We start from the raw sequence: 20,752 nt of genomic DNA, 5'->3' as shown, positions 1-20,752 counted from the left end.
ATCCGGCCCGGGGACGAGCTGCGCACGCCCGGGGGCTCCTCCCTGGAGGTGGCGGAGGTCGAGCGCTACGAGCTGCGGCAGCGCACCCACGACCTGTCCATCGAGGACATCCACACCTACTACGTGGAGGTGGGCGATACAGCGGCCCTCGTCCACAACTGCCCGGTCAAGAAGCCCGGAACCACCAAGCCCGGCGACTACAAGAAGTGGCCGAAGCCGTCCTGGTACAAGAACCTGAAGAACCCCAGGGCCGGTTCCAAGGACAAGGGCGACGGCGCGTGGGGTTCGAGGAAGCGGGCCGCGAACTCCGAGGCCGCCGAGCGGTGGATCCGATACCAGGAGCAGGTGTCGGGGGTGAAGCGGGGCAAGGAGTACCTCGTCAAGAACCCCAAGGGCGGCCGGGACGTCGAGTTCGACGGCTGGGACTCCCAGCGGCAGACGTACCTGGAGGCGAAGTTCGGCTACGGGAAGTACGTGAAGGACGGCGAACTCCCCCAGGACGTCCGGGACCGTTGGATCAAGCAGGCACAGAGCCAGGTCAACGCCGCGGGCGGCAAACCCGTGGAGTGGCACTTCTCCAACAAGAGCGCCGCCGAAGCGGCGCAGGAGGCCTTCGAGGACGCGGGTATTAACGTGAAGGTCGTCCACACGCCCGTGAGGAAATAGGACCGAGAACCATGATCAATGTCACGGTACGGGGCTTCTGGGGACCGAGGAAGGAGAGCCCGCGCGAACTGGCCGACCGCTGGCTGGACTTCCTGGGGCGGCTGGAGGAGCTCGACGAGGAGGTCTTCTCCGACTGGCGGGAGGTCGCCGGCACCGGGCCCGGGTCACCGCGGGCCGCGCTCGACCCGGAGGGGTTCGCGGCGTACATCGTCCGCAGCGACCCGGACCTCGACGCGTATCCCGTCGGATACCGGACCAGTGTGTGGACGCGGCGCGAGGGGAGGCCGAAGGCCGAGATCGGGGTCTCGGCGGGCGGTGTCGCCGACGGCGTCCCGCAGAGCGTGGTGCTGAAGCTGCGCTCCGGGGAGGCGGACGAGGACGATCCGCTGATCGGCCGGCTGCCGCACGCGCTGGCCGCCCTCGCCGACGCCTGGGACCCCGACTGGGGGGACTTCGCCGACCGCGCCCTGACGTCCGCGGTCCGGGACGCCTTCGGCCTGGACAACTCCAGCCCCCGGTGCGGCCGGGCCGTCCACCTCTCCGCCGGGCGCGCGGCCCTCGTCCCCGGCGACCTGCCGGGCAGGAGGCTGCCCGTGGCGCACGGCGGGGTGGTCGTGGACCTGTCCGGCCCGGAGGGGGAGGCGCCGGGGAGGGACCTGGTGCTCTCGGTGAACGAGACCCTGCGCGGCACCGGGGCGCTGGCGCCCCTGCCGCTGCCCATGGACCGGCCGAAGCTCTGAGGAGCGCCCGGGCCGGTCCGCGCCCGGACCCGCGCCCGGCCTGGGTCCGGGATTGGGCCCGCGGGCTCATGGCCCGCCGTCCGGTACGCCCTAGCGTCGTGCGGCGAGGGGGGTGCACACGACGACGGTAAGGCGGTTGGGCATGGATTTCGGTGGCGGACACAGGAGCGGGGCCGGTCACCCGTACGGCGCGCCGGCGCGCGGGGACGGCGGGGCGGCGGGGGCCGCGCTGCCGGCGATGCTCCGGTCGTGGGCGGCGGGGATCGTGGTCCTGCTGGTGGCGCAGTCGCTCGTCGACCGGACGCTCGGCGAGTACGCCGTCACCCCGGAGCGCGTCGAGTCGTTCGGCTGGCGCATGGTGCTGTTCCACATCCCCGCCGCCCTGTGCGTCGCGCTGGCCACCCTCGCCGCCGCGCGGCTGCACCGCGAGCCCTTCCGGGGCTCGCCCGCCGCGCATCTGACGGCCGCGCTGACCGTACCCCTGGTGGCGTACGGCGCGAGCCTGCTGATGATCGGTTCGCGTACGGACATGTCGGGACAGGGGATCGCGCTCTCCGGCGCGGCCACGCTGGCGGGCTGCGCCGCCGGGATGGCGGCCGACCTGGTGCTGGACTCCCGGCGCTGACCGGCGTCACGGGCGCCCGGCGTCACGTCTCCAGCGTCACCCGCACACCCGGCCGCAGCCCCCAGCGCGCCATGGCCCCCGCCTCGGCCTCCAGCACGTGGCGGGCGCGCGGCCTCGGGAGGCCGAGGCGGCCGGGCCGCATCGTCCGTACGGCCAGCACGTTCAGCCGGCGGTCGAGGTAGGCGACGTCGATCGCGAACCGCATCCGGAAGGTGTGCACGCTGTTGGCGGGGGTCAGCAGCAGTGCCCCGGCGATGCCGTCACGCCCCAGCAGGCCGCGGGTGCGGGCCCGGTAGGAGGCGGCGATCTCCACCGGCACGCCGGCCCGGTCCGCCCGGTCCGCCGTGCCCTCCTCCGCCACGCGCAGCGTGCCCCTGCCGTCCTGCCAGCGCCCCATGTCCGGCCTCCCTGCCGCGCCGCCCGCCTGCCCGTGCCGTCCGTTCCCCGCCGTCCGCGCAGCGCCGTTCTACCAGAAGGGGTGCGCACGGGACAGGAGATGGGCCCCGGCATGGGCCCCGGCATGGGCCCTGGGGCCCATGCCGGGCGCGGCCGTCCGCCGTACGCTCGCCGCGTGCGCCTCACACTGGTCGTTCTCGCCGCCGTCTACGGCACCGCCGCCGGGCTGCTCGTGCCGCGTGCCGCCTACCGGCTCGCCGTCGAGGCGGGAACGCCGTGGCGCGCGCACTGCCCCGCCGGGCACAGGCTGCCGGGATGGCTCGGGCCCGCCCGGTGCGGGGAGTGCGGGAGCGGGCGGGACGGGCTGTACGGGCCGGGTGCCGCACCGGCGGCCGCCGTCACGGCGGCGGCGTGCGCGCTGGTGGCTGCGGCCGTCGGGGGGCGGCCGGAGCTGGGCGTGTGGCTGCTGCTGGTGCCGTGCGCGGTGCTGCTGGCGGTCGTGGACCGCAGGGTCCACCGGCTGCCGGACGTGGTGACCCTGCCGCTCGCCGCGTGCAGCGCCGTCCTGCTCGGGGTCGCGGCCCTGCTGCCCGGGGCGGGCGGCAGCTGGGTGCGCGCCCTGCTGGGCGGGGCGGCGCTGGGCGGGGCGTACCTGGTGCTGTTCCTGGTCAATCCGCGCGGCATGGGCTTCGGGGACGTCAAGCTGGCGATCCCGCTGGGGGTAGCCCTTGGGTGGTACGGCTGGGGCGTGCTCCTGGGCGGAGCGTTCGCGGGCTTCCTGTTCGGCGCGGTCTACGGGATGTCGCTGGTCCTCGCCCGGCGGGCGAGCCGCAAGACGGCCATGCCGTTCGGTCCGTTCATGGTGGCGGGGGCCCTCGTGGGACTGCTGGCGGGAGGACTGACCGTGTGAATCGGGCCGCGGGTGCGCGCGGTACGGCGCGGCAGGGGCTATGGTGGAAACCCCCCCTCGGGCCGGTCCGTATCCCCCCCCACGGACCGGCCCGCTTCTCGTTCCCGCCCGTCCCGGTGCCAGGGCCCGCCGTGTCCGGCCCTCAGCTCTCGCTGCTGAGGGCCCAGATGTTCGCACCGGGCGCCGAGACGGCGTACGCGTCGATCTCCGCCGGCTCCTCGCCGGTCAGCTCCGGGCTCCGCACCGCCGCCACGTTCGCCTCCAACCGCGCCACACTGCTCGCGCCGATCAGCGCCGACGTCATCCGCGGATCCCGCAGCACCCAGCTCGGCGCGAGCTGGGCCAGGGTCCGGCCGCGCCGCCCGGCGACGGTGTCCAGGGCGCGCAGCCGCCCGACGACCTCCCGCGTCAGCAGGCCCGGGTCCAGGGAGGTGCCCCGGGCCGCGCGGGAGTCCTCCGGGACGCCGCCCAGGTACTTTCCGGTGAGCAGCCCCTGGGCCGGCGGGGCGATGCAGACGCAGCCCATGCCCTCCGCCTCCAGGGTGTCCAGCGGCTTGTCGTCGCCGAAGTTGTGCCACAGGCCGAGCGAGATCTCCGGGAGCGGCAGCCCGCTGCGGCCGGTGCGGCGGTAGCGCATGGTGCCGTGGCGGGAGCCGTCCCGGCGGTACGGGGGCGCGTCGTGCACGGGTCCCCGCCTATCACCGTCTTATCGCCGTTCTGTGACATTCCCGGCTCGTGCGGTCGCACGGCGGCGCAGTAAGGTGCTGAGGTCCTGTCCGGCCGCGTCTTCGCGGCCCGCCCCGGCCGGGCGGCCCGAACCCGTCCGGGTCGCGCACGGCGCCACGGCGCCGCGCGGGTACGGTCGGGCGCGGACCGCGGTCTCCCCCGCACCCCTCCCGGGTCCGTCCGGGCGAAAGCGCCGTCGGCGGGGAGGAGCCGGAAGGGCCGGAAAGACCGGTAAGGCCGGTGAGGGCGGCCACAGGGTGTCGCGGGCCGATCCGCGGAGAAGCGACCGGACAGGACCTGGCGCTCGGGACCTGCATGGAGGGGCTGAACAAACCGATGCTGCAATCTTCCCGGGGACGCACCCGGTATCCCCGGTGGCTGCGCCGCCTGGTCTACAGGCTCTACGCCCACCGGGTGGAAGGGCGTCTCGACCACGAGCAGGTGCCCAAGCACATCGGCGTCATCCTCGACGGCAACCGCCGCTGGGCGCGGGCCTCCGGAGGCACGACCGAGCAGGGCCACCAGGCGGGGGCCGAGAAGATCCGCGAGATGCTGGGCTGGTGCGCCGAGACGGACGTCGAGGTGGTCACCCTGTGGCTGCTGTCCACCGACAACCTCAGCCGGCCGGCCGATGAGCTCAGGCCGCTGCTGGGCATCATCGAGGACGCGGTGCGCGACCTGGCCTCGGACGGCCGCTGGCGGGTGCACCACGTCGGTACGCCCGACCTGCTGCCCGACCACACCCAGCGCGTGCTGAAGGATGCCGAGGAGAGCACCCGGGGCAACCGGGGGATCCTCGTCAACGTCGCCGTCGGCTACGGCGGCCGGCAGGAGATCGTGGACGCGGTGCGCTCCCTGCTCGCCGACCGGGCCGCGAGGGGCGCGACCCTGGAGGAGCTCGCGGAGGACCTCGCACTGGAGGACATCGCCGAGCACCTGTACACGCGCGGGCAGCCCGACCCGGACCTGGTGATCCGCACCAGCGGCGAGCAGCGGCTGTCGGGCTTCATGCTCTGGCAGAGCGCCCACTCCGAGTACTACTTCTGCGACGTGTTCTGGCCCGCCTTCCGGAAGGTGGACTTCCTGCGCGCCCTGCGCGACTACGCGGCCCGCCACCGCCGCTACGGGGGCTGACGGACGCGGGGCCGGCCGCGGCCGGTGTCCCTCTCACGGGGGATACCGGCCGTTCATCGCACCGTAGGCATATGCCGGGGCATGGGGGCGGCCCCGGCAGGGAATATCCCCTCCAGGCCGGCTCCCGGCGCAGGGAGGCGGCCCCGGGAGGCCCCTTGCACACCACGGACGACCGTGCGGGCAGACGCACGCGAGGACGCGGAGGGCCGGTGCCCGGCCCGTGCGCGGGACCGGAGCCCGGCCTCATCCCCCGCGACGCCGTCGCACCCCGACCTCTTCCGAGGGGGTAGGTCCATCCGTGGTGACCAGCACCAAGCGCCGGGAAGACCGGCGCACCTACGTCATCGACACCAGCGTCCTGCTCGCCGACCCGGCGGCCATGACCCGCTTCGACGAGCACGAGGTCGTGCTCCCGGTGGTCGTGGTAACGGAGTTGGAGGCCAAGCGCCACCATCCGGAACTGGGCTACTTCGCCCGCCAGGCCCTCAGGCGGCTGGACGAGTACCGCGTACTGCACGGGCGGCTGGACGCACCGATCCCGATCGGAGAGCTGGGGGGCACGCTCAGGGTCGAGCTCAACCACTCGGATCCGGCCGTGCTGCCCTCCACCATGCGCGGCGACCACGGCAGGCCGCTCGACAACGACTCGCGCATCCTGGCGGTGGCCAGGAACCTCCAGGCCGAGGGGTACGACGTCACGGTCGTCTCCAAGGACCTGCCGCTGCGCATCAAGGCGTCCTCCGTCGGCCTGCTGGCCGAGGAGTACCGGGCCGAGCTGGCCGTCACCGAGTCCGGCTGGACGGGGATGACCGAGCTGACCCTGGCGGCCGAGGACGTGGACGAGCTCTTCGCCGCGGAGAGCGTGTACGTGCCCGAGGCCGCCGAACTGCCCGTGCACACCGGTCTGGTCCTGCAGTCCGAGCGCGGCAGGGCCCTGGGCAGGATCACGCCCGACGGGCGGATCGGACTGGTGCGCGGGGACCGCGAGGCGTTCGGCATCCACGGGCGCAGCGCCGAGCAGCGCATCGCCCTGGACCTGCTGCTCGACCCGGAGGTCGGCATCGTCTCGATGGGCGGCCGGGCCGGCACCGGCAAGTCCGCGCTGGCGCTGTGCGCGGGCCTGGAGGCCGTGCTGGAGAGACGGCAGCACAGCAAGGTGATGGTGTTCCGGCCGCTGTACGCGGTCGGCGGCCAGGACCTGGGCTATCTGCCGGGCACCGCCGACGAGAAGATGAACCCCTGGGCGCAGGCGGTCTTCGACACCCTCTCGGCGGTGACGACACGTGAGGTGATCGAGGAGATCACGGCCCGGGGCATGCTGGAGGTGCTGCCGCTCACGCACATCCGCGGCCGCTCCCTGCACGACGCCTTCGTGATCGTCGACGAGGCCCAGTCGCTGGAGCGGAACGTGCTGCTGACGGTCCTTTCGAGGATCGGGCAGGACTCACGGGTCGTCCTCACCCACGACGTCGCCCAGCGCGACAACCTGCGCGTGGGGCGGTACGACGGGGTGGCCGCGGTGGTCGAACGGCTCAAGGGCCACCCGCTCTTCGCGCACATCACCCTCACCCGGTCCGAGCGGTCGCCCATCGCGGCGCTGGTGACCGAGATGCTGGAGGACGGCCGCATCTGAGCCAGTCCGCGAACGGCCCCGCGCGGCGAAGCGCAGCAGCCTAGCCGTGCGGGGCTTTTCGCGCGCCCTTTTCCGTCCAACCGGTGCGCGAAACAGGATGTGAGCTTTCCCACGTGTCACAGAATTGCATCCACCGTTCCGTCTCCGGCAGTGTGTGGGTCCTGTCAGGCCCCGCATACGGCACCCAGGCACCATCCGCACCACCAGGCGCGGATCCACAAGTCAACAGCAGCGCGCCGTATGCCGCCCGAAGCACCATGCGGCCCCTCCTCCCGGGGAAGGGCCCGGCCGGGCCAGCGCCTCCCGTGGCCAGTACGTGGGGAGGCCCGCGCCAGGGGCACGATTGCGCCCGCGAGGTCACCTAAGCGGGCAGTGTGGAAGGAAACCGTGTGACTCGGATCTCGGTCCGGGGGTTCGCAGTGGCGTCCGCCACCGCGGTCACCACCGTCGGCGCCGTCGTCGGTGTGGCCTCGGGCAGTGAGCAGGGAACGGCCGAACCGGTCGAGGCCACTGCCGCTGACGCGACGCTCCTCGCAGACATACCCGCAGGCCAGCAGGCCCAGACCGCTTCCCTCACACAGCAGGCGGACAACGCCGTGGCCGCCGCCGACGCCGCGGCCAGGAAGGCTGCAGAGGAGGCCGCCCGCAAGCAGGCGGCCAAGGACGCCCAGGCCAAGAGGGAGGCGGCCGAGAAGGCCGCCAAGGCCGCCGAGGAGGCGAAGAAGCGGGAGGAGGCCAGGCAGCAGGCCGCCAGCCGCTCCGCTGAGCGCACCGACTTCGCGGTGCAGAGCTCCTACACCGTCGCCGAGGTCAAGGCGATGGCCCAGCAGATCGTGGGCGCCGGCCAGTTCCAGTGCTTCTCCAACATCGTCGAGCACGAGAGCGGCTGGAACTACAAGGCCCAGAACCCGTCCTCCGGCGCGTACGGCCTCGTCCAGGCGCTGCCCGGCTCCAAGATGGCATCGGCCGGAGCCGACTGGCAGACCAACCCGGCCACCCAGATCAAGTGGGGCCTGAACTACATGAACGAGCGCTACGGCAGCCCCTGCGGCGCCTGGGACTTCTGGCAGGCCAACCGCTGGTACTGAGCCTTCGCGCCGGGCCGCCCCGCGGCCGTTCCGGCTCACTCCCACGGACCCCCCGCCCACCGGCGGGGGGTTTGGCATGCCGCATAAGGAGCAACCCTTTACCCCGTTGGCGTCGTCCCCAGATGGGACGGACCGATACGGCGGACACACCGGATCGGGCTGAACGGGCCATACTGGGTCCGGTCGGACAGAACACCGGGGGGGCGAAGGAAGCGGCATGTCGAGACTTCGGAGTCTTAAGGCGGGGGTGTCGCGTGCCGCCACCCGGCTGTCCGAGCGGCTGGCACGCGCCGAGGAGGAGGACGGCGCCGACCGGCCGGTGCCGCCCGCGGCCCCCGCCGGGCCGCCTCCGGACGACCAGGGCCCCGCCCCCTTCCGGCCGGCTCCGCCCCCGCCCGAGACCATGGTGCCGTGGGGGGTGAGGGTGGCGGCCGAGGCCGGCTGGCGGCTGCTGATCCTGGCCGGGGTCATCTACGTGCTGATGAAGGTGATCAGCACCATCAGCCTGGTCGTCCTCGCCTTCACCATCGGCCTGCTGCTGACCGCCCTGCTCCAGCCGACGGCCGCCTGGCTGCGGCGGCTGGGGATAGGGCGCGGGCCGGCCGCCGCGATCACCTTCGTGGCGGGCGTGGCGATGGTGGGCCTGGTGGGCTGGTTCGTGGTCTGGCAGGTCCTGGAGAACCTCGACGACCTCACCCGGAAGGTCCAGGACGGCATCGAGGAGCTGAAGACCTGGCTCCTCAACAGCCCCTTCCACGTCACCGAGGCGCAGATCAACAACATCGCCGACGGTCTCAACGACTGGCTCGGCAGCAACAGCCAGGAGATCACCAGTGCGGGGCTCCAGGGCGTGACCGTGGTCCTGGAGTTCTTCTCCGGCGCGCTGCTGGCGATGTTCGTGACGATCTTCCTGCTCTACGACGGCCGGACGGTGTGGAACTGGTCGCTCAACTTCGTGCCCCGGGCCGCCCGCGACGCCGTCGCGAGCGCCGGGCCCAGGGCGTGGATGACGCTCACCAGCTATGTGCGCGGCACGGTGCTGGTGGCCTTCATCGACGGCTTCTTCATCGGCGTCGGGCTGTACTTCCTGGACGTGCCGATGGCCGTGCCCCTGGCCGTGATCATCTTCCTGTTCTCCTTCGTCCCCATCGTCGGTGCGGTGGTCTCCGGAGCGCTGGCGGTGGTCGTGGCGTTCGTGGCCAACGGCGTGGTGACCGCCCTGCTCGTCCTGGCCGTCGTGCTGGCCGTGCAGCAACTGGAGGGGCATGTGCTCCAGCCGCTCATCCTCGGCCGGCTGGTGCGGGTGCACCCCCTCGGCGTGGTGCTGGCGGTGACCGGGGGCAGTCTGATCGCGGGCATCCCCGGCGCCGTGACGGCGGTTCCGCTGGTGGCGGTGCTCAAGTCCGTCGTCGCCTCCCTGAGGTCGTACGCGGCGAGCCACACCGTGCCCGCCGGCACCGCCGAACCGTCCTCGGCCGTGCCGGCGCCCGCCGTATCGGCTCCCGAGTCGCCCAAGTCGCCCGGGGCCGCGCCGCCTCCGCCTCCGCGGCCGGGGGAGGGCGGGGAGGGCGGGGAGTCCGCCGGCCCGCCGCGGAACGGAGAGCGGTAGACCGTCCCGAAGCGCCCCGAGTGCACGGCTTCCGTCCCGGGCCCCGCCGCACGGCGGGGCCCGGGACGTTTCCGCACCCCCCTTACGCAAGGACGCGGCGCCACGATAAAGTGATATCACTTTGCTAGAGACCGCTTCATGGAAACGGGGGACCGTCATGTCCGTTGAGACCGAGCAGACCGCCATGGACCTTCCCGAGATGCCCGCCCCGCAGGTGCGTGAGAGGCCCGCGCACTCCGTCCCCGGCGGACTCGCCCTGCTGCTGGGCCTGCTGGGTCTGCTGGCCGGGGCCGGCGCCGTGGTGGGGGGAGCCGGGCTCGTGGAGGGCGGTGCGGGCGGCGCCGGGGCGGCGCTGATCGTCGCCGGGGTGCTGCTGGTGATCGGCTCGGTCTTCGCGATGGCCGGGCTCAACATGGTCGCGCCGGGGGAGGCCCGGGTCGTCCAGCTCTTCGGGCGCTACACCGGCACCATCCGCAAGGACGGCCTGCGCTGGGTGAACCCGCTGACCACCCGCAGGAAGGTCTCCACCCGGGTGCGCAACCACGAGACGGCGATCCTCAAGGTCAACGACGCCTACGGCAACCCGGTCGAGCTGGCGGCCGTCGTCGTCTGGCAGGTGGAGGACACCGCCCAGGCCACCTTCGAGGTGGACGACTTCGTGGAGTTCGTCTCCACCCAGACCGAGGCGGCCGTACGGCACATCGCCATCGAGTACCCCTACGACGCCTACGACGAGAACGGTCTGTCGCTGCGCGGCAACGCCGAGGAGATCACCGAGAAGCTCGCCGTCGAGCTGACCGCCCGGGTGCGGGCGGCGGGCGTGCGGATAGTCGAGTCGCGCTTCACGCACCTGGCGTACGCCCCCGAGATCGCCGCCGCCATGCTCCAGCGCCAGCAGGCGGGCGCGGTGGTCGCGGCGCGCCGGACCATCGTGGAGGGGGCGTGCGGCATGGTCGAGGACGCCGTGGAGCGGATCGCCTCGCGGGACTTCGTGGAGCTGGACGGGGAGCGCAAGGCCGCCATGGTGAGCAATCTGCTGGTGGTGCTCTGCGGTGACCGCTCCCCGCAGCCGGTCCTCAACACGGGGTCGCTCTACCAGTGAGCGCCCGGCCGGAGGGGCCGCCGGAGGACGGCGGCCCCGAGCAGGAGCGGCGGCAGCGGGCCCGGCGCGAACGCCGGCAGGTGCTGCTGCGGCTGGATCCCGCCGTCCACGACGCGCTCGCGAAGTGGGCGGCGGACGAGCTGCGCAGCACCAACGCCCAGATCGACTACCTGCTGCGCAGGGCCCTGGCCGAGGCGGGACGCATGCCCCGCGACGCCGGCCCCCAGCCGCGCCGGGGCCGCCCGCCGCGCTCGGAGGGGTAGTCCGCGACCCCGCCACCGCCCATGCCGGACCCGGAACCGGGCCCGGCATGGGCGGTGGCGTACGCGCAGCACGCGCGCACCGCGCGTATGCACCGCACGTATACATCGTGTGTATACACGTGGTGTACAGTCGTCGGCATGTCCATCGGTCACACCCTTCTGGGACTCCTGGAAACCGGGCCCCGCCACGGCTACGACCTCAAGCGCGCCTTCGACGAGCGCTTCGGTCACGACCGCCCGCTCCACTACGGGCAGGTCTACTCGACCATGTCCCGGCTGCTGAAGAACGGCCTGGTGGAGGTCGAGGGCGTCGAGCCCGGCGAAGGTCCCGAGCGCAAGCGCTACGCCATCACCGACGCCGGGGTCACCGACGTCGCCGGATGGCTCGGCCGGCCCGAGAAGCCCGAGCCGTACCTCCAGTCCACCCTCTACACCAAGGTCGTCCTCGCCCTGCTGACCGGGCGCGACGCGGGGGAGCTGCTGGACGTCCAGCGCTCCGAACACCTGCGCCTGATGCGGGAGCTGACACAGCGCAAGAGAGGCGGCGACCTGGCCGACCAGCTCATCTGCGACCACGCCCTGTTCCACCTCGAAGCCGATCTGCGCTGGCTGGAACTGACCGCCGCGCGCCTCGGCCAACTCGCCCGGGAGGTACGCGGATGAGCACCGCCGACCCGCTGCTGAGCGCCGCCGGACTGCGCAAGTCCTACGGCCACACCCCCGCCCTGGACGGCGCGGACTTCACCGTCGGCCCCGGAGAGGTCGTCGCCGTCATGGGCCCCTCCGGCTCCGGCAAGTCCACCCTGCTGCACTGCATGGCCGGGATCATCCGGCCCGACTCCGGCACCGTCCACTACCGGGGCCGCGAGTTGTCGGCCATGCCCGACGCGGAGCGCAGCGCCCTGCGCCGCTCGGAGTTCGGCTTCATCTTCCAGTTCGGCCGGCTCGTGCCCGAACTGACCTGCACCGAGAACGTCGCCCTGCCGCTGCGGCTGACCGGCATGGGCCGCAAGGAGGCCGAGAAGCGGGCCGCCGGGTGGCTGGAGCGGCTGGAGGTGGACGATGTGCGCCACCACCGCCCCGGACAGGTCTCCGGCGGCCAGGGGCAGCGCGTCGCCGTCGCCCGGGCCCTGGTCACCGGGCCGCGCGTGGTCTTCGCCGACGAGCCGACCGGCGCGCTGGACTCCCTCAACGGCGAGCGGGTGATGCAGCTGCTCACCGACGCCGCGCACGACACCGGCGCGGCCGTCGTACTGGTCACCCACGAGGCCCGGGTCGCCGCGTACTCCGACCGCGAGATCGTCGTCCGCGACGGCAGGGTGCGCGACATGGCGGGCGCCCTGTGAGCGCACTGGAGTCCAGGGCGCCGCAGGCTTCCCCCGCCCCGGAGCCCGCCCCGCGGCCCGCCCCCGAGTCCGCACCGCCCACCGGCCCGGCGGGGGCGGCCCGCTGGGCGGCCGACCTGGCGATGGGCGCCCGCTTCGCGCTCACCGGAGGCCGCGAGAGCTGGATACGCACCGTGCTCACGGCCGTCGGCGTCGGCCTCGGTGTCGCCGTGCTGATGGTCGCGGCGTCCGTGCCGAACATGCTGGGGGCCCGCGAGGCGCGCGGGGAGGCCCGGGAGAACTTCGGCTTCGGTCCCGTCGAGCGCTCCGACCGCAGCGCCCTCTACACCTGGAGCGACACCGAGTTCCGCGGCGAGGGCGTCCGCGGCCGGTACATCGAGCCGGAGGGGGGCAACCCGCCGGTACCGCCGGGCGTGGAGAGACTGCCCGGCCCCGGCGAGATGGTCGTCTCACCGGCGCTGGGGGAACTGCTCTCGTCCCCGGAGGGCGAGCTCCTTCGGGAGCGGCTGCCCCACCGGATCACCGGCACCATCGGCGACGAGGGCCTGCTCGGCCCGAAGGAGCTCACCTTCCTGGCGGGCAGCGACACCCTCTCCGACTTCCCGGACAGCATGGCGCGGATCGACCGGTTCGACCGGGTCGGCGAGCCGGAGCCGATGGACGCCGTACTGCTGCTGCTGGTGGTCGTCGTCTGCGTGGTGCTGCTGTTCCCGGTCTGGGTGTTCATCGCCACCTCGGTGCGCTTCGGCGGCGAACGCCGTGACCGCCGGCTGGCCGCGCTGCGCCTGGTGGGCGCCGACAGCCGGATGGTCCGGCGCATCGCGGCCGGGGAGTCGCTGGTCGGCGCACTCCTCGGGCTCGCCGTCGGCGCCGCGCTGTTCCTGCCGGTGCGCGGGCTCGTCGGGCAGGCGGAGGTCTTCGACGTCAACGTCTTCCCCGCCGACGTACAGCCCAGCGCCGTGCTGACCGCGCTGATCGCGGTGGCCGTCCCCGTCTCCGCGGTCGCCGTCGCCCTGTTCGCGCTGCGCGGGGTCGCCATCGAACCGCTCGGCGTCGTGCGCGACGCGGGCGTCCGCAGGCGCCGGCTGTGGTGGCGGCTGGTGCCGCCCGGGATCGGGCTGGTGCTGCTCCTGCCGCTGGTCGGCGGGATCGACGCCGGCGGGGGAACGATCGACACCTATCGCATCGCCGCGGGCATCGTCCTGCTGCTGGCCGGTGTCACGGCCGTGCTGCCCTGGCTGGTGGAGTGGGTCGTCAACCGGGTGCGTGGCGGTCCCCTGGCCTTCCAGCTCGCCGTCCGCCGCCTCCAGCTCGACAGCGGCCCCGGAGCCCGGGCGGTCAGCGGCATCACCGTCGCGGTCGCCGGCGCCATCGCCGTCCAGATGCTGTTCGGCGGGGTCGAGGGCGACTACACGCGGTCCACCGGCCACGACACCTCCCGCGCGGACCTGGTGATCACGCGGGAACTCCGCGACGGCGGCCGGGCCGCGGAGCTGACCGGGCCGCTGGAGCGGACCCGCGGGGTGAGCCGGGCGCTGGGCACCGCCGGCGTGCGCGTTCCGGAGGCCGGCGTCGACCTCAACGGGGAATTCCCCTGGACGACGATCACCGTCGCCGACTGCGCCGCTCTGGAACAGCTGGCCAGGATCACCTCCTGCGAGGACGGGGACGTCTTCGTCGCGCCGTCGACCGTGGACGGGGCGGAGGAGCCCGGCGCGCGCCCCGGCGCACGCTTCGACCTCAACGTCCCGGTCTACTCACCGGAGGAGGAGAGATACGTGTCGACAGGGGAGGCCCGGCCCTGGTCCGTCCCCCGCGACGCCTCCGTGGTCCAGCCCCGGGAGGACGTCATGGGCCGGTACACCGGGGGCGTCCTCGCCACCCCCGCGGCGCTCGACCTCACCCGGGTGACGGGTGTGCGGGCCGAGATCTCCGTCAAGCTCGACCCGGCCGTGCCGGACGCGGCCGAGCACGTCCGCAACGCTGTGGAGACCGGGTCCCCCGAAACCCAGGTCATGCAACTGAGCGCGACCGACCAGTCGGACAGGTTCGCCGCCGTCCAGCGGGCGCTGTACGCGGGGGCGGCCGGGGTGATGCTGCTGATCGGCGCCAGCATGGTCGTCTCCACCCTGGAACAGCTGCGCGAGCGCAGGAAGCTGCTGTCGGTGCTGGTCGCCTTCGGCACCCGGCGCTCCACACTGGGCTGGTCGGTGCTGTGGCAGACCGCGCTGCCCGTGGCCCTCGGACTGGTGCTGTCGGTGGCCGGAGGGATCGGGCTGGGCGCGGTGCTGCTGAAACTGGTCTCCACCCCGGTCGCCGTCCACTGGACGAGCCTGGGCGCCATGACGGGCATCGGCGCCGGGGTGGTCCTGCTGGTGACCGTCCTCAGCCTGCCGCCGCTGTGGCGGATGATGCGCCCGGACGGACTGCGCACGGAGTGACCGCCCGCGCGCGGCACCGGGCGCGAGCCCGCCGCGCGACGCCCGTACGGCCCGGACAGGGAGGAGGACCGTACGGGCGTCGCGCACCCGCGTGTCCCCGCCGCGTATCGGAGGACCGGGGGAGAGAGCGTCAGCGGCGCAGGTCCCGCAGGCGCTTGCCGCGCTCCGCCTTCGCCTCGACACCGCCGAAGACCGCCGCGCCGCGAACCACGACCACCGGGGCGTCCGGGTCCGCCGACTCCCTGGCCTCCACGTCGTAGCCGCCCATGATCCCGCTGCCCGAGCCGCGCAGGGTCACGTTCTCCGGCACCTTGATCTCGATGCCGCCGAAGACCGCCGTGGCGTGGACCACGAGCTCCCGCTGTTCGAAGAGTGCCTCGGTCAGGTCGATCTCGACACCGCCGAACAGCGCGAAGGCGCTGGTCCTCGCCCCCACCCGCCGGCGCCCCCTGCGCGTGGCGCCGCCGAAGACCGCGATCACGCTGTCGCCGCCCGCTCCGCACGTGCCGTGCGCGGCGGACGCCGAGGGGCCCGGGAGGGGAGCCTCCGGGAGCCCGGCCGGCAGGTCGCGCACCAGCGGCCGCAACTCGCCCATCGTCCTGGCCCGGTACACCGCCTCGACCCGCTCGGCGTGCTCACCGGCGTCCAGCCGCCCCTCCGCGAGCGCCTCGCGCAGGATTCCCGCCACCCGGTCGCGGTCGGCGTCGGAGGCGCGTACGTCCGCCGGGGGCGCGGCGGGGGGCCGTGCCGTGTGCCGTGCCGCGGACTGCTTGCGCAGGGAGGTCTTCTCGTCCACGCAGCCACCCTAGCGAACGCGATACATCGCGACTAGCCCGCGTCGGCCGGGAGTCCGGCCCGCCGGCTGAGCCGCACCTCACACCGCCGCCACCGGTCCGGGAGTCATACCCTGTGAGGCGCCATCGTCGAGAGGAAGAGACCGTCCATGCCTGCCGACCCCCGCCCGTCCCACGCGGCCGACCCCCGCCCGGCCTCCGAGGAGTTCGCCTACACCGAGCTCCTCCCCCTGGGCGAGGACAACACCCCCTACCGCCTGGTCACCGCCGAGGGCGTCAGCACCTTCGAGGCGGGCGGGCGCACCTTCCTCAAGGTCGAGCCGGAGGCCCTGCGCAAGCTCGCGGCCGAGGCGATGCACGACATCTCCCACTACCTGCGCCCGGCCCACCTCGCCCAGCTCCGCCGCATCCTGGACGACCCCGAGGCGTCCCCCAACGACCGCTTCGTGGCGCTGGACCTGCTGAAGAACGCCAACATCGCCGCCGCGGGCGTCCTGCCGATGTGCCAGGACACCGGCACCGCGATCGTGATGGGCAAGCGCGGCCAGAACGTGCTGACCGAGGGCGACGACGAGAAGGCCCTGTCCGGCGGCGTCTTCGACGCCTACGACCAGCTCAACCTGCGCTACTCCCAGATGGCCCCGCTGACCATGTGGGAGGAGAGGAACACCGGCACCAACCTGCCCGCGCAGATCGAGCTGTACGCCACCGACGGCGACGCCTACAAGTTCCTGTTCATGGCCAAGGGCGGCGGCAGCGCCAACAAGTCCTTCCTCTACCAGGAGACCAAGGCCGTCCTGAACGAGGGCGCCATGATGCGCTTCCTGGAGGAGAAGATCCGCTCCCTGGGCACGGCCGCCTGCCCGCCGTACCACCTGGCGATCGTCGTCGGCGGCACCTCGGCCGAGTACGCGCTCAAGACCGCCAAGTACGCCTCCGCGCACTACCTGGACTCCCTGCCGACCTCGGGCTCCCCGGCCGGCCACGGCTTCCGCGACCTGGAGCTGGAGGAGAAGGTCTTCGAGCTCACCCAGAAGCTGGGCATCGGCGCCCAGTTCGGCGGCAAGTACTTCTGCCACGACGTGCGCGTCGTCCGCCTGCCCCGCCACGGGGCCTCCTGCCCGGTGGCCATCGCCGTCTCCTGCTCCGCCGACCGCCAGGCACTGGCGAAGATCACCGCCGAGGGCGTCTTCCTGGAGCAGCTGGAGAGGGACCCGGCGCGCTTCCTGCCCGAGACCACCGACGCCGACCTCGACTCGGACGTGGTGAGGATCGACCTCAACCGGCCGATGGACGAGATCCGTGCCGAGCTGTCCAAGTACCCGGTCAAGACCAGGCTGTCGCTGAGCGGCCCGCTGGTCGTCGCCCGCGACATCGCCCACGCCAAGATCAAGGAGCGGCTGGACGCGGGCGAGGAGATGCCGTCCTACCTGCGCGACCACGCCGTGTACTACGCGGGCCCGGCCAAGACCCCGCAGGGCTACGCCTCCGGCTCCTTCGGACCGACCACCGCCGGCCGCATGGACGCCTACGTCGAGCAGTTCCAGGCCGCGGGCGGCTCCTTCGTGATGCTGGCCAAGGGCAACCGCAGCAAGCAGGTCACCGACGCCTGCGCCAGGCACGGCGGCTTCTACCTCGGCTCCATCGGCGGCCCGGCCGCGCGCCTGGCCCAGGACTGCATCAGGAAGGTGGAGGTCCTGGAGTACGAGGAGCTGGGCATGGAGGCGGTCTGGCGGATCGAGGTCGAGGACTTCCCCGCCTTCGTCGTCGTCGACGACAAGGGCAACGACTTCTTCACCGACCCCGGCCCGGCCCAGCCGTTCGTCACCTCCATCCCGGTGCGCCCCGCGGACTGACGGCCCGCCCCGGTTAGATTCGTCCCCATGACCGGGACGAGCGACGACAAGCGGCAATACCGGATCGAACACGACTCCATGGGCGAGGTGCGGGTGCCCGCCCACGCCAGGTGGCGGGCGCAGACGCAGCGCGCCGTGGAGAACTTCCCCCTGTCGGGCCGGCGCCTGGAGCGCGCGCACATCCAGGCGCTGGCCCGGATCAAGGCCGCCGCGGCCCGGGTCAACGCCGAGCTCGGCGTCCTGGACGCGGACCTGGCCCGGGCCGTCGAGCAGGCCGCCGAGGAGGTCGCCGAGGGCCGCTGGGACGACCACTTCCCCGTGGACGTCTTCCAGACCGGCTCCGGCACCTCCTCCAACATGAACATGAACGAGGTGCTGGCCACGCTCGCGAGCGAGCGGCTGGGCGTGCCGGTGCACCCCAACGACCACGTCAACGCCAGCCAGTCCTCCAACGACGTCTTCCCCTCCTCCATCCACATCGCGGCCACCGCCGCCGTCACCGGGGACCTGATCCCCGCGCTGGAGCACCTGGAGCGGGCGCTGGGGCGCAAGGCGGAGGAGTTCGCCGAGGTCGTCAAGTCCGGCCGCACCCACCTGATGGACGCCACGCCCGTCACGCTCGGCCAGGAGTTCGGCGGCTACGCGGCGCAGGTGCGCTACGGGGCGGAGCGGCTGCGCGCCTGCCTGCCGCGCCTGGCCGAGCTGCCGCTGGGCGGCACCGCGGTGGGCACCGGCATCAACACCCCGCCGGGCTTCCCGGCGGCCGTCATCGCCGAGGTCGCCCGCGCCACCGGGCTGCCGCTGACCGAGGCCCGCGACCACTTCGAGGCCCAGGGGGCCCGGGACGCCCTGGTGGAGACCTCCGGGCAGCTGCGCACCGTCGCCGTGAGCCTGACCAAGATCTGCAACGATCTGCGCTGGATGTCCTCGGGCCCGCGCACCGGGCTGGCCGAGATCCGCCTGCCCGACCTCCAGCCCGGCTCCTCGATCATGCCCGGCAAGGTCAACCCGGTGGTCCCCGAGGCGGTCCTGATGGTCGCCGCGCAGGTCATGGGCAACGACGCCACGGTCGCGGTGGCCGGTGCGTCGGGCAACTTCGAGCTGAACGTCATGCTCCCCGTCATCGCCCGGAACCTGCTGGAGTCGATCCGGCTGCTGGCGAACGCCTCCCGGCTGCTGGCCGACCGCACGGTCGACGGCATCGAGGCCGACGCCGAGCGGGCCCGGGAGTACGCCGAGTCCTCCCCGTCCGTGGTGACCCCGCTCAACCGCTACATCGGCTACGAGGAGGCCGCCAAGGTCGCCAAGCGGTCCCTGGCCGAGCGCAAGACCATCCGCGAGGTCGTCCTGGAGGCAGGCTACGTCGAGCGGGGCGCGCTCACCCTGGAGCAGCTCGACCGGGCCCTGGACGTGCTGCGCATGACCCGCCCCTGACCTGCGGCACGGGGCCGGGCCGGGGCGCGGATCCTGGGCCCGGCCCCGGGCACGGGCCTAAGATCCGTGCATGACGGCGGACACGGCGGATCACACACACGCGGCGGGCGGCACCCGCTGGAGGGCCGGCGAGCACATCCTGTGGCGGTACCGGGCCAACGGCGGCGACGCCCTGCACATCTGCCGTCCCGTGACCGTCGTCCGCGACACCCCCGAACTGCTCGCCGTGTGGATGGCGCCGGGGACCGTCTGCGTCAAGCCGGAGCTCGCCGACGGCACGCCCGTGCACCGCGAGCCGCTCGCCACCCGCTACACCAAGCCGCGCCGGACGGTGCGGTCGCGGTGGTTCGGCACCGGGGTCCTCAAGCTCGCGCGGGCCGGCGAGCCCTGGTCGGTGTGGCTGTTCTGGGACCGCGGCTGGCGGTTTCGCAACTGGTACGTCAACCTGGAGGAGCCCCTGCGCCGCTGGGCGGGCGGGGTGGACTCCGAGGACCACTTCCTGGACATCACCGTCAACCCCGACCGCACCTGGCGGTGGCGGGACGAGGACGAGTTCGAGCAGGCGCAGCGCGCCGGCCTGATGGGCGCCGCCCAGGCCGAGCGCGTACGGACCGCCGGGCGGCGCGCGGTGGAGGTGGTCCGCGCCTGGGGCAGCCCCTTCCGCGACGGCTGGGAGGACTGGCGGCCCGATCCCGCCTGGCGGATCCCCCCGCTGCCGCGCGACTGGGACCGCGAACCTGTACGGATCGGATGAAAGGGCTGGTGGGGTGGCCGCCCGTCTCGCATGATGGCGGAGGACGTTCCGCAGTCCCTTGCTGCGCACCCGGGCGTCGAAAGTAGGATCACCCCCGGACTCGGCGGAACGCCCGCCACAGCGAACTCCCCTTCTCCACAAGGGATTTGGCGCACCGCCGCGAGAGGAGCCCCAGCGTGAGCGACACGGAAGGCCACCAGGTGTACACGGGCTACGACAGAGCGGCGATCGACCGCACCGGCCAGGCCGAGGCGTTCGACGCGATCGGCGACCGCTACGACGACGTCTTCCCCCACAAGGAGGGGCAGCTGGCCGCCGGCGCCTGGCTGGCGAAGGAGCTGCCCACCGGTTCGCGGGTGCTCGACATCGGCTGCGGCACCGGGGTCCCCACCGCCCGCCAGCTCGCGGACGCCGGACACCGCGTCACCGGCATCGACATCTCGCCAGGCATGGTCGAACTCGGCCGGGCCAACGTCCCCGGCGCCGACTTCCGCCTGATGGACCTGGCCGACCTGGAGACCGCCGGTCTTGGGCCCTTCGACGGCGCCACCGCCTTCTTCTCGCTGCTGATGCTGCCGCGCAAGGAGATCCCCGTCGCCCTGCGGATGCTGCACGGGCAGCTGCGCCCCGGCGGGCTGCTGGCGCTCGGCATGGTCGAGGCGGACGTGGACGACTTCGCCATCCCGTTCCTGGGCCACACGATCCGGGTATCCGGTTACCTGCGGGAGGAGCTGCGCCAGGTGGTGTCCGACGCGGGCTTCGAGATCGAAGGGGAGGAGTCGTTCGCGTACGCCCCGGCCAGCACGGACGTATCCCCCGAGATACAGGTCTTCCTGAACTGCCGACGTCCTTGAGTCCCCAAGCGCTGGGCCCGCCCGATGCACGGCGCGGCCCCGGACGGATGGAAACCCAACGCGTGACGGAGTACCCGACCCCCCGACAGTCCGCTGCCCGGCCGACGGGCGGCGGTGCTCGTACGGCCGCGCCCGCGCCGGAACGAACGGCCGGGCGCGCCGACGCCGCGCACGCCGCGCTTCCCGATCCCCGGGACGAGCCGGGCGCGTCGGACAGGGCGCCGATCAGCTCGGGCAGCCGCTTCGGCTCACCCCCCGCCACGGCGAGCAGCACCGCGTACGCGTCCTGGTCCAGCTCCCGTTCGGCCGCCGCCAGTACCTCGCGCTCCCCGTCGGACAGGTGGTCCGTGCGCGTCCGTCCGCCCACCAGCCGGGCCAGGG

General features: G+C 73.3%; 19 protein-coding genes and 1 pseudogene. 17 read left to right on the top strand and 3 right to left on the bottom strand.

The features are described 5' to 3' along the window. The 3 genes from ACLIYP_RS21925 to ACLIYP_RS21915 form a co-directional block, all read left to right on the top strand. The coding region (locus tag ACLIYP_RS21925) for a Tox-REase-5 domain-containing protein (protein ID WP_412714831.1) at positions 1–666 on the top strand (666 nt) is incomplete at its 5' end. A gap of 11 nt (positions 667–677) precedes the next feature. Further along, a complete protein-coding gene (locus ACLIYP_RS21920; RefSeq protein ID WP_412714830.1) occupies positions 678–1,406 on the top strand; it encodes a hypothetical protein in 729 nt (242 codons plus the stop codon). A 238-nt stretch (positions 1,407–1,644) separates the two neighbouring features. After that, the gene (locus ACLIYP_RS21915) at positions 1,645–2,031 is read left to right on the top strand and encodes a hypothetical protein (protein ID WP_412714829.1); all 387 of its coding nucleotides are present in this window, start codon (positions 1,645–1,647) and stop codon (positions 2,029–2,031) included. Positions 2,032–2,053: 22 nt separating this feature from the next. Here the strand turns inward: ACLIYP_RS21915 and ACLIYP_RS21910 are convergent, their stop codons facing one another. After that, positions 2,054–2,428, bottom strand: a complete 375-nt coding sequence (locus tag ACLIYP_RS21910; protein ID WP_412714828.1) for a DUF192 domain-containing protein — start codon at positions 2,426–2,428, stop codon at positions 2,054–2,056. 174 nt (positions 2,429–2,602) lie between these two features. Here ACLIYP_RS21910 and ACLIYP_RS21905 point away from each other — a divergent pair, with 174 nt between their 5' ends. Then, positions 2,603–3,337: a prepilin peptidase gene (locus ACLIYP_RS21905; protein WP_412714827.1), complete on the top strand. Its 735-nt coding sequence runs from the start codon at positions 2,603–2,605 to the stop codon at positions 3,335–3,337. A gap of 142 nt (positions 3,338–3,479) precedes the next feature. Here ACLIYP_RS21905 and ACLIYP_RS21900 read toward each other — a convergent pair. Beyond that, positions 3,480–3,899, bottom strand: a pseudogene (locus ACLIYP_RS21900) (aldo/keto reductase); the annotation flags it as partial. Positions 3,900–4,399: 500 nt separating this feature from the next. On the opposite strand from ACLIYP_RS21900, the gene ACLIYP_RS21895 reads away from it, so the two are divergent. The 9 genes from ACLIYP_RS21895 (at position 4,400) to ACLIYP_RS21855 (ending at position 14,679) form a co-directional block, all read left to right on the top strand. Next, entirely contained in the window at positions 4,400–5,197 is a 798-nt protein-coding gene (locus ACLIYP_RS21895) for an isoprenyl transferase (RefSeq protein ID WP_412714826.1), read from the top strand. 298 nt (positions 5,198–5,495) lie between these two features. Then, positions 5,496–6,830: a PhoH family protein gene (locus ACLIYP_RS21890; protein WP_412714825.1), complete on the top strand. Its 1,335-nt coding sequence runs from the start codon at positions 5,496–5,498 to the stop codon at positions 6,828–6,830. 389 nt (positions 6,831–7,219) lie between these two features. Continuing rightward, positions 7,220–7,918 (top strand): aggregation-promoting factor C-terminal-like domain-containing protein, encoded by a 699-nt coding sequence (locus ACLIYP_RS21885; RefSeq protein WP_412714824.1) that lies wholly within the window; start codon positions 7,220–7,222, stop codon positions 7,916–7,918. A gap of 217 nt (positions 7,919–8,135) precedes the next feature. Next, positions 8,136–9,527 (top strand): AI-2E family transporter, encoded by a 1,392-nt coding sequence (locus tag ACLIYP_RS21880; RefSeq protein WP_412714823.1) that lies wholly within the window; start codon positions 8,136–8,138, stop codon positions 9,525–9,527. Positions 9,528–9,684: 157 nt separating this feature from the next. Further along, positions 9,685–10,629, top strand: coding sequence for an SPFH domain-containing protein (locus ACLIYP_RS21875; RefSeq protein ID WP_412714822.1), 945 nt, complete (start codon positions 9,685–9,687; stop codon positions 10,627–10,629). Further along, positions 10,626–10,892 (top strand): type II toxin-antitoxin system antitoxin, encoded by a 267-nt coding sequence (locus ACLIYP_RS21870; RefSeq protein WP_412714821.1) that lies wholly within the window; start codon positions 10,626–10,628, stop codon positions 10,890–10,892. Before ACLIYP_RS21875 ends, ACLIYP_RS21870 begins: the two co-directional genes overlap by 4 nt. A gap of 138 nt (positions 10,893–11,030) precedes the next feature. Next, positions 11,031–11,555 (top strand): PadR family transcriptional regulator, encoded by a 525-nt coding sequence (locus ACLIYP_RS21865; protein ID WP_412714820.1) that lies wholly within the window; start codon positions 11,031–11,033, stop codon positions 11,553–11,555. Further along, entirely contained in the window at positions 11,552–12,238 is a 687-nt protein-coding gene (locus ACLIYP_RS21860) for an ABC transporter ATP-binding protein (protein WP_412714819.1), read from the top strand. Before ACLIYP_RS21865 ends, ACLIYP_RS21860 begins: the two co-directional genes overlap by 4 nt. Beyond that, a complete protein-coding gene (locus ACLIYP_RS21855) occupies positions 12,235–14,679 on the top strand; it encodes an FtsX-like permease family protein (RefSeq protein ID WP_412714818.1) in 2,445 nt (814 codons plus the stop codon). Before ACLIYP_RS21860 ends, ACLIYP_RS21855 begins: the two co-directional genes overlap by 4 nt. 130 nt (positions 14,680–14,809) lie before the next feature. Here ACLIYP_RS21855 and ACLIYP_RS21850 read toward each other — a convergent pair whose 3' ends face one another. After that, the gene (locus tag ACLIYP_RS21850; protein ID WP_412714817.1) at positions 14,810–15,475 is read right to left on the bottom strand and encodes a DUF1707 SHOCT-like domain-containing protein; all 666 of its coding nucleotides are present in this window, start codon (positions 15,473–15,475) and stop codon (positions 14,810–14,812) included. A gap of 147 nt (positions 15,476–15,622) precedes the next feature. Between ACLIYP_RS21850 and ACLIYP_RS21845 the strand changes: the two genes are divergently transcribed. From ACLIYP_RS21845 to ACLIYP_RS21830, 4 genes are all read left to right on the top strand, one after another. Further along, positions 15,623–17,329: a fumarate hydratase gene (locus tag ACLIYP_RS21845; protein ID WP_412714816.1), complete on the top strand. Its 1,707-nt coding sequence runs from the start codon at positions 15,623–15,625 to the stop codon at positions 17,327–17,329. A 27-nt stretch (positions 17,330–17,356) separates the two neighbouring features. Beyond that, the gene (locus ACLIYP_RS21840; protein WP_412714815.1) at positions 17,357–18,763 is read left to right on the top strand and encodes a class II fumarate hydratase; all 1,407 of its coding nucleotides are present in this window, start codon (positions 17,357–17,359) and stop codon (positions 18,761–18,763) included. 70 nt (positions 18,764–18,833) lie between these two features. Next, entirely contained in the window at positions 18,834–19,517 is a 684-nt protein-coding gene (gene fomD, locus ACLIYP_RS21835; RefSeq protein ID WP_412714814.1) for a cytidylyl-2-hydroxypropylphosphonate hydrolase, read from the top strand. A gap of 176 nt (positions 19,518–19,693) precedes the next feature. Next, positions 19,694–20,371 carry a class I SAM-dependent methyltransferase gene (locus ACLIYP_RS21830; protein ID WP_412714813.1) on the top strand — a complete coding sequence of 226 codons (678 nt, stop codon included), beginning with the start codon at positions 19,694–19,696 and terminating at the stop codon, positions 20,369–20,371. Positions 20,372–20,752: the final 381 nt, after the last annotated feature.

This window comes from Streptomyces nanhaiensis, from assembly GCF_046614825.1.
GTDB classification, from domain to species: Bacteria; Actinomycetota; Actinomycetes; order Streptomycetales; family Streptomycetaceae; genus Streptomyces; species Streptomyces radiopugnans.
This window is presented reverse-complemented; position numbering and strand designations above follow the sequence as displayed.

Excerpts from the sequence above, each read along its gene's own strand:
- ACLIYP_RS21920 (WP_412714830.1), top strand. The coding sequence starts at position 678 with ATGATCAATGTCACGGTACGGGGCTTCTGGGGACCGAGGAAGGAGAGC.
- ACLIYP_RS21915 (WP_412714829.1), top strand. The coding sequence starts at position 1,645 with ATGCTCCGGTCGTGGGCGGCGGGGATCGTGGTCCTGCTGGTGGCGCAG.
- ACLIYP_RS21910 (WP_412714828.1), bottom strand. The coding sequence starts at position 2,428 with ATGGGGCGCTGGCAGGACGGCAGGGGCACGCTGCGCGTGGCGGAGGAG.
- ACLIYP_RS21895 (WP_412714826.1), top strand. The coding sequence starts at position 4,400 with ATGCTGCAATCTTCCCGGGGACGCACCCGGTATCCCCGGTGGCTGCGC.
- ACLIYP_RS21880 (WP_412714823.1), top strand. The coding sequence starts at position 8,136 with ATGTCGAGACTTCGGAGTCTTAAGGCGGGGGTGTCGCGTGCCGCCACC.
- ACLIYP_RS21875 (WP_412714822.1), top strand. The coding sequence starts at position 9,685 with ATGTCCGTTGAGACCGAGCAGACCGCCATGGACCTTCCCGAGATGCCC.
- ACLIYP_RS21865 (WP_412714820.1), top strand. The coding sequence starts at position 11,031 with ATGTCCATCGGTCACACCCTTCTGGGACTCCTGGAAACCGGGCCCCGC.
- ACLIYP_RS21860 (WP_412714819.1), top strand. The coding sequence starts at position 11,552 with ATGAGCACCGCCGACCCGCTGCTGAGCGCCGCCGGACTGCGCAAGTCC.
- ACLIYP_RS21845 (WP_412714816.1), top strand. The coding sequence starts at position 15,623 with ATGCCTGCCGACCCCCGCCCGTCCCACGCGGCCGACCCCCGCCCGGCC.
- ACLIYP_RS21840 (WP_412714815.1), top strand. The coding sequence starts at position 17,357 with ATGACCGGGACGAGCGACGACAAGCGGCAATACCGGATCGAACACGAC.
- fomD (WP_412714814.1), top strand. The coding sequence starts at position 18,834 with ATGACGGCGGACACGGCGGATCACACACACGCGGCGGGCGGCACCCGC.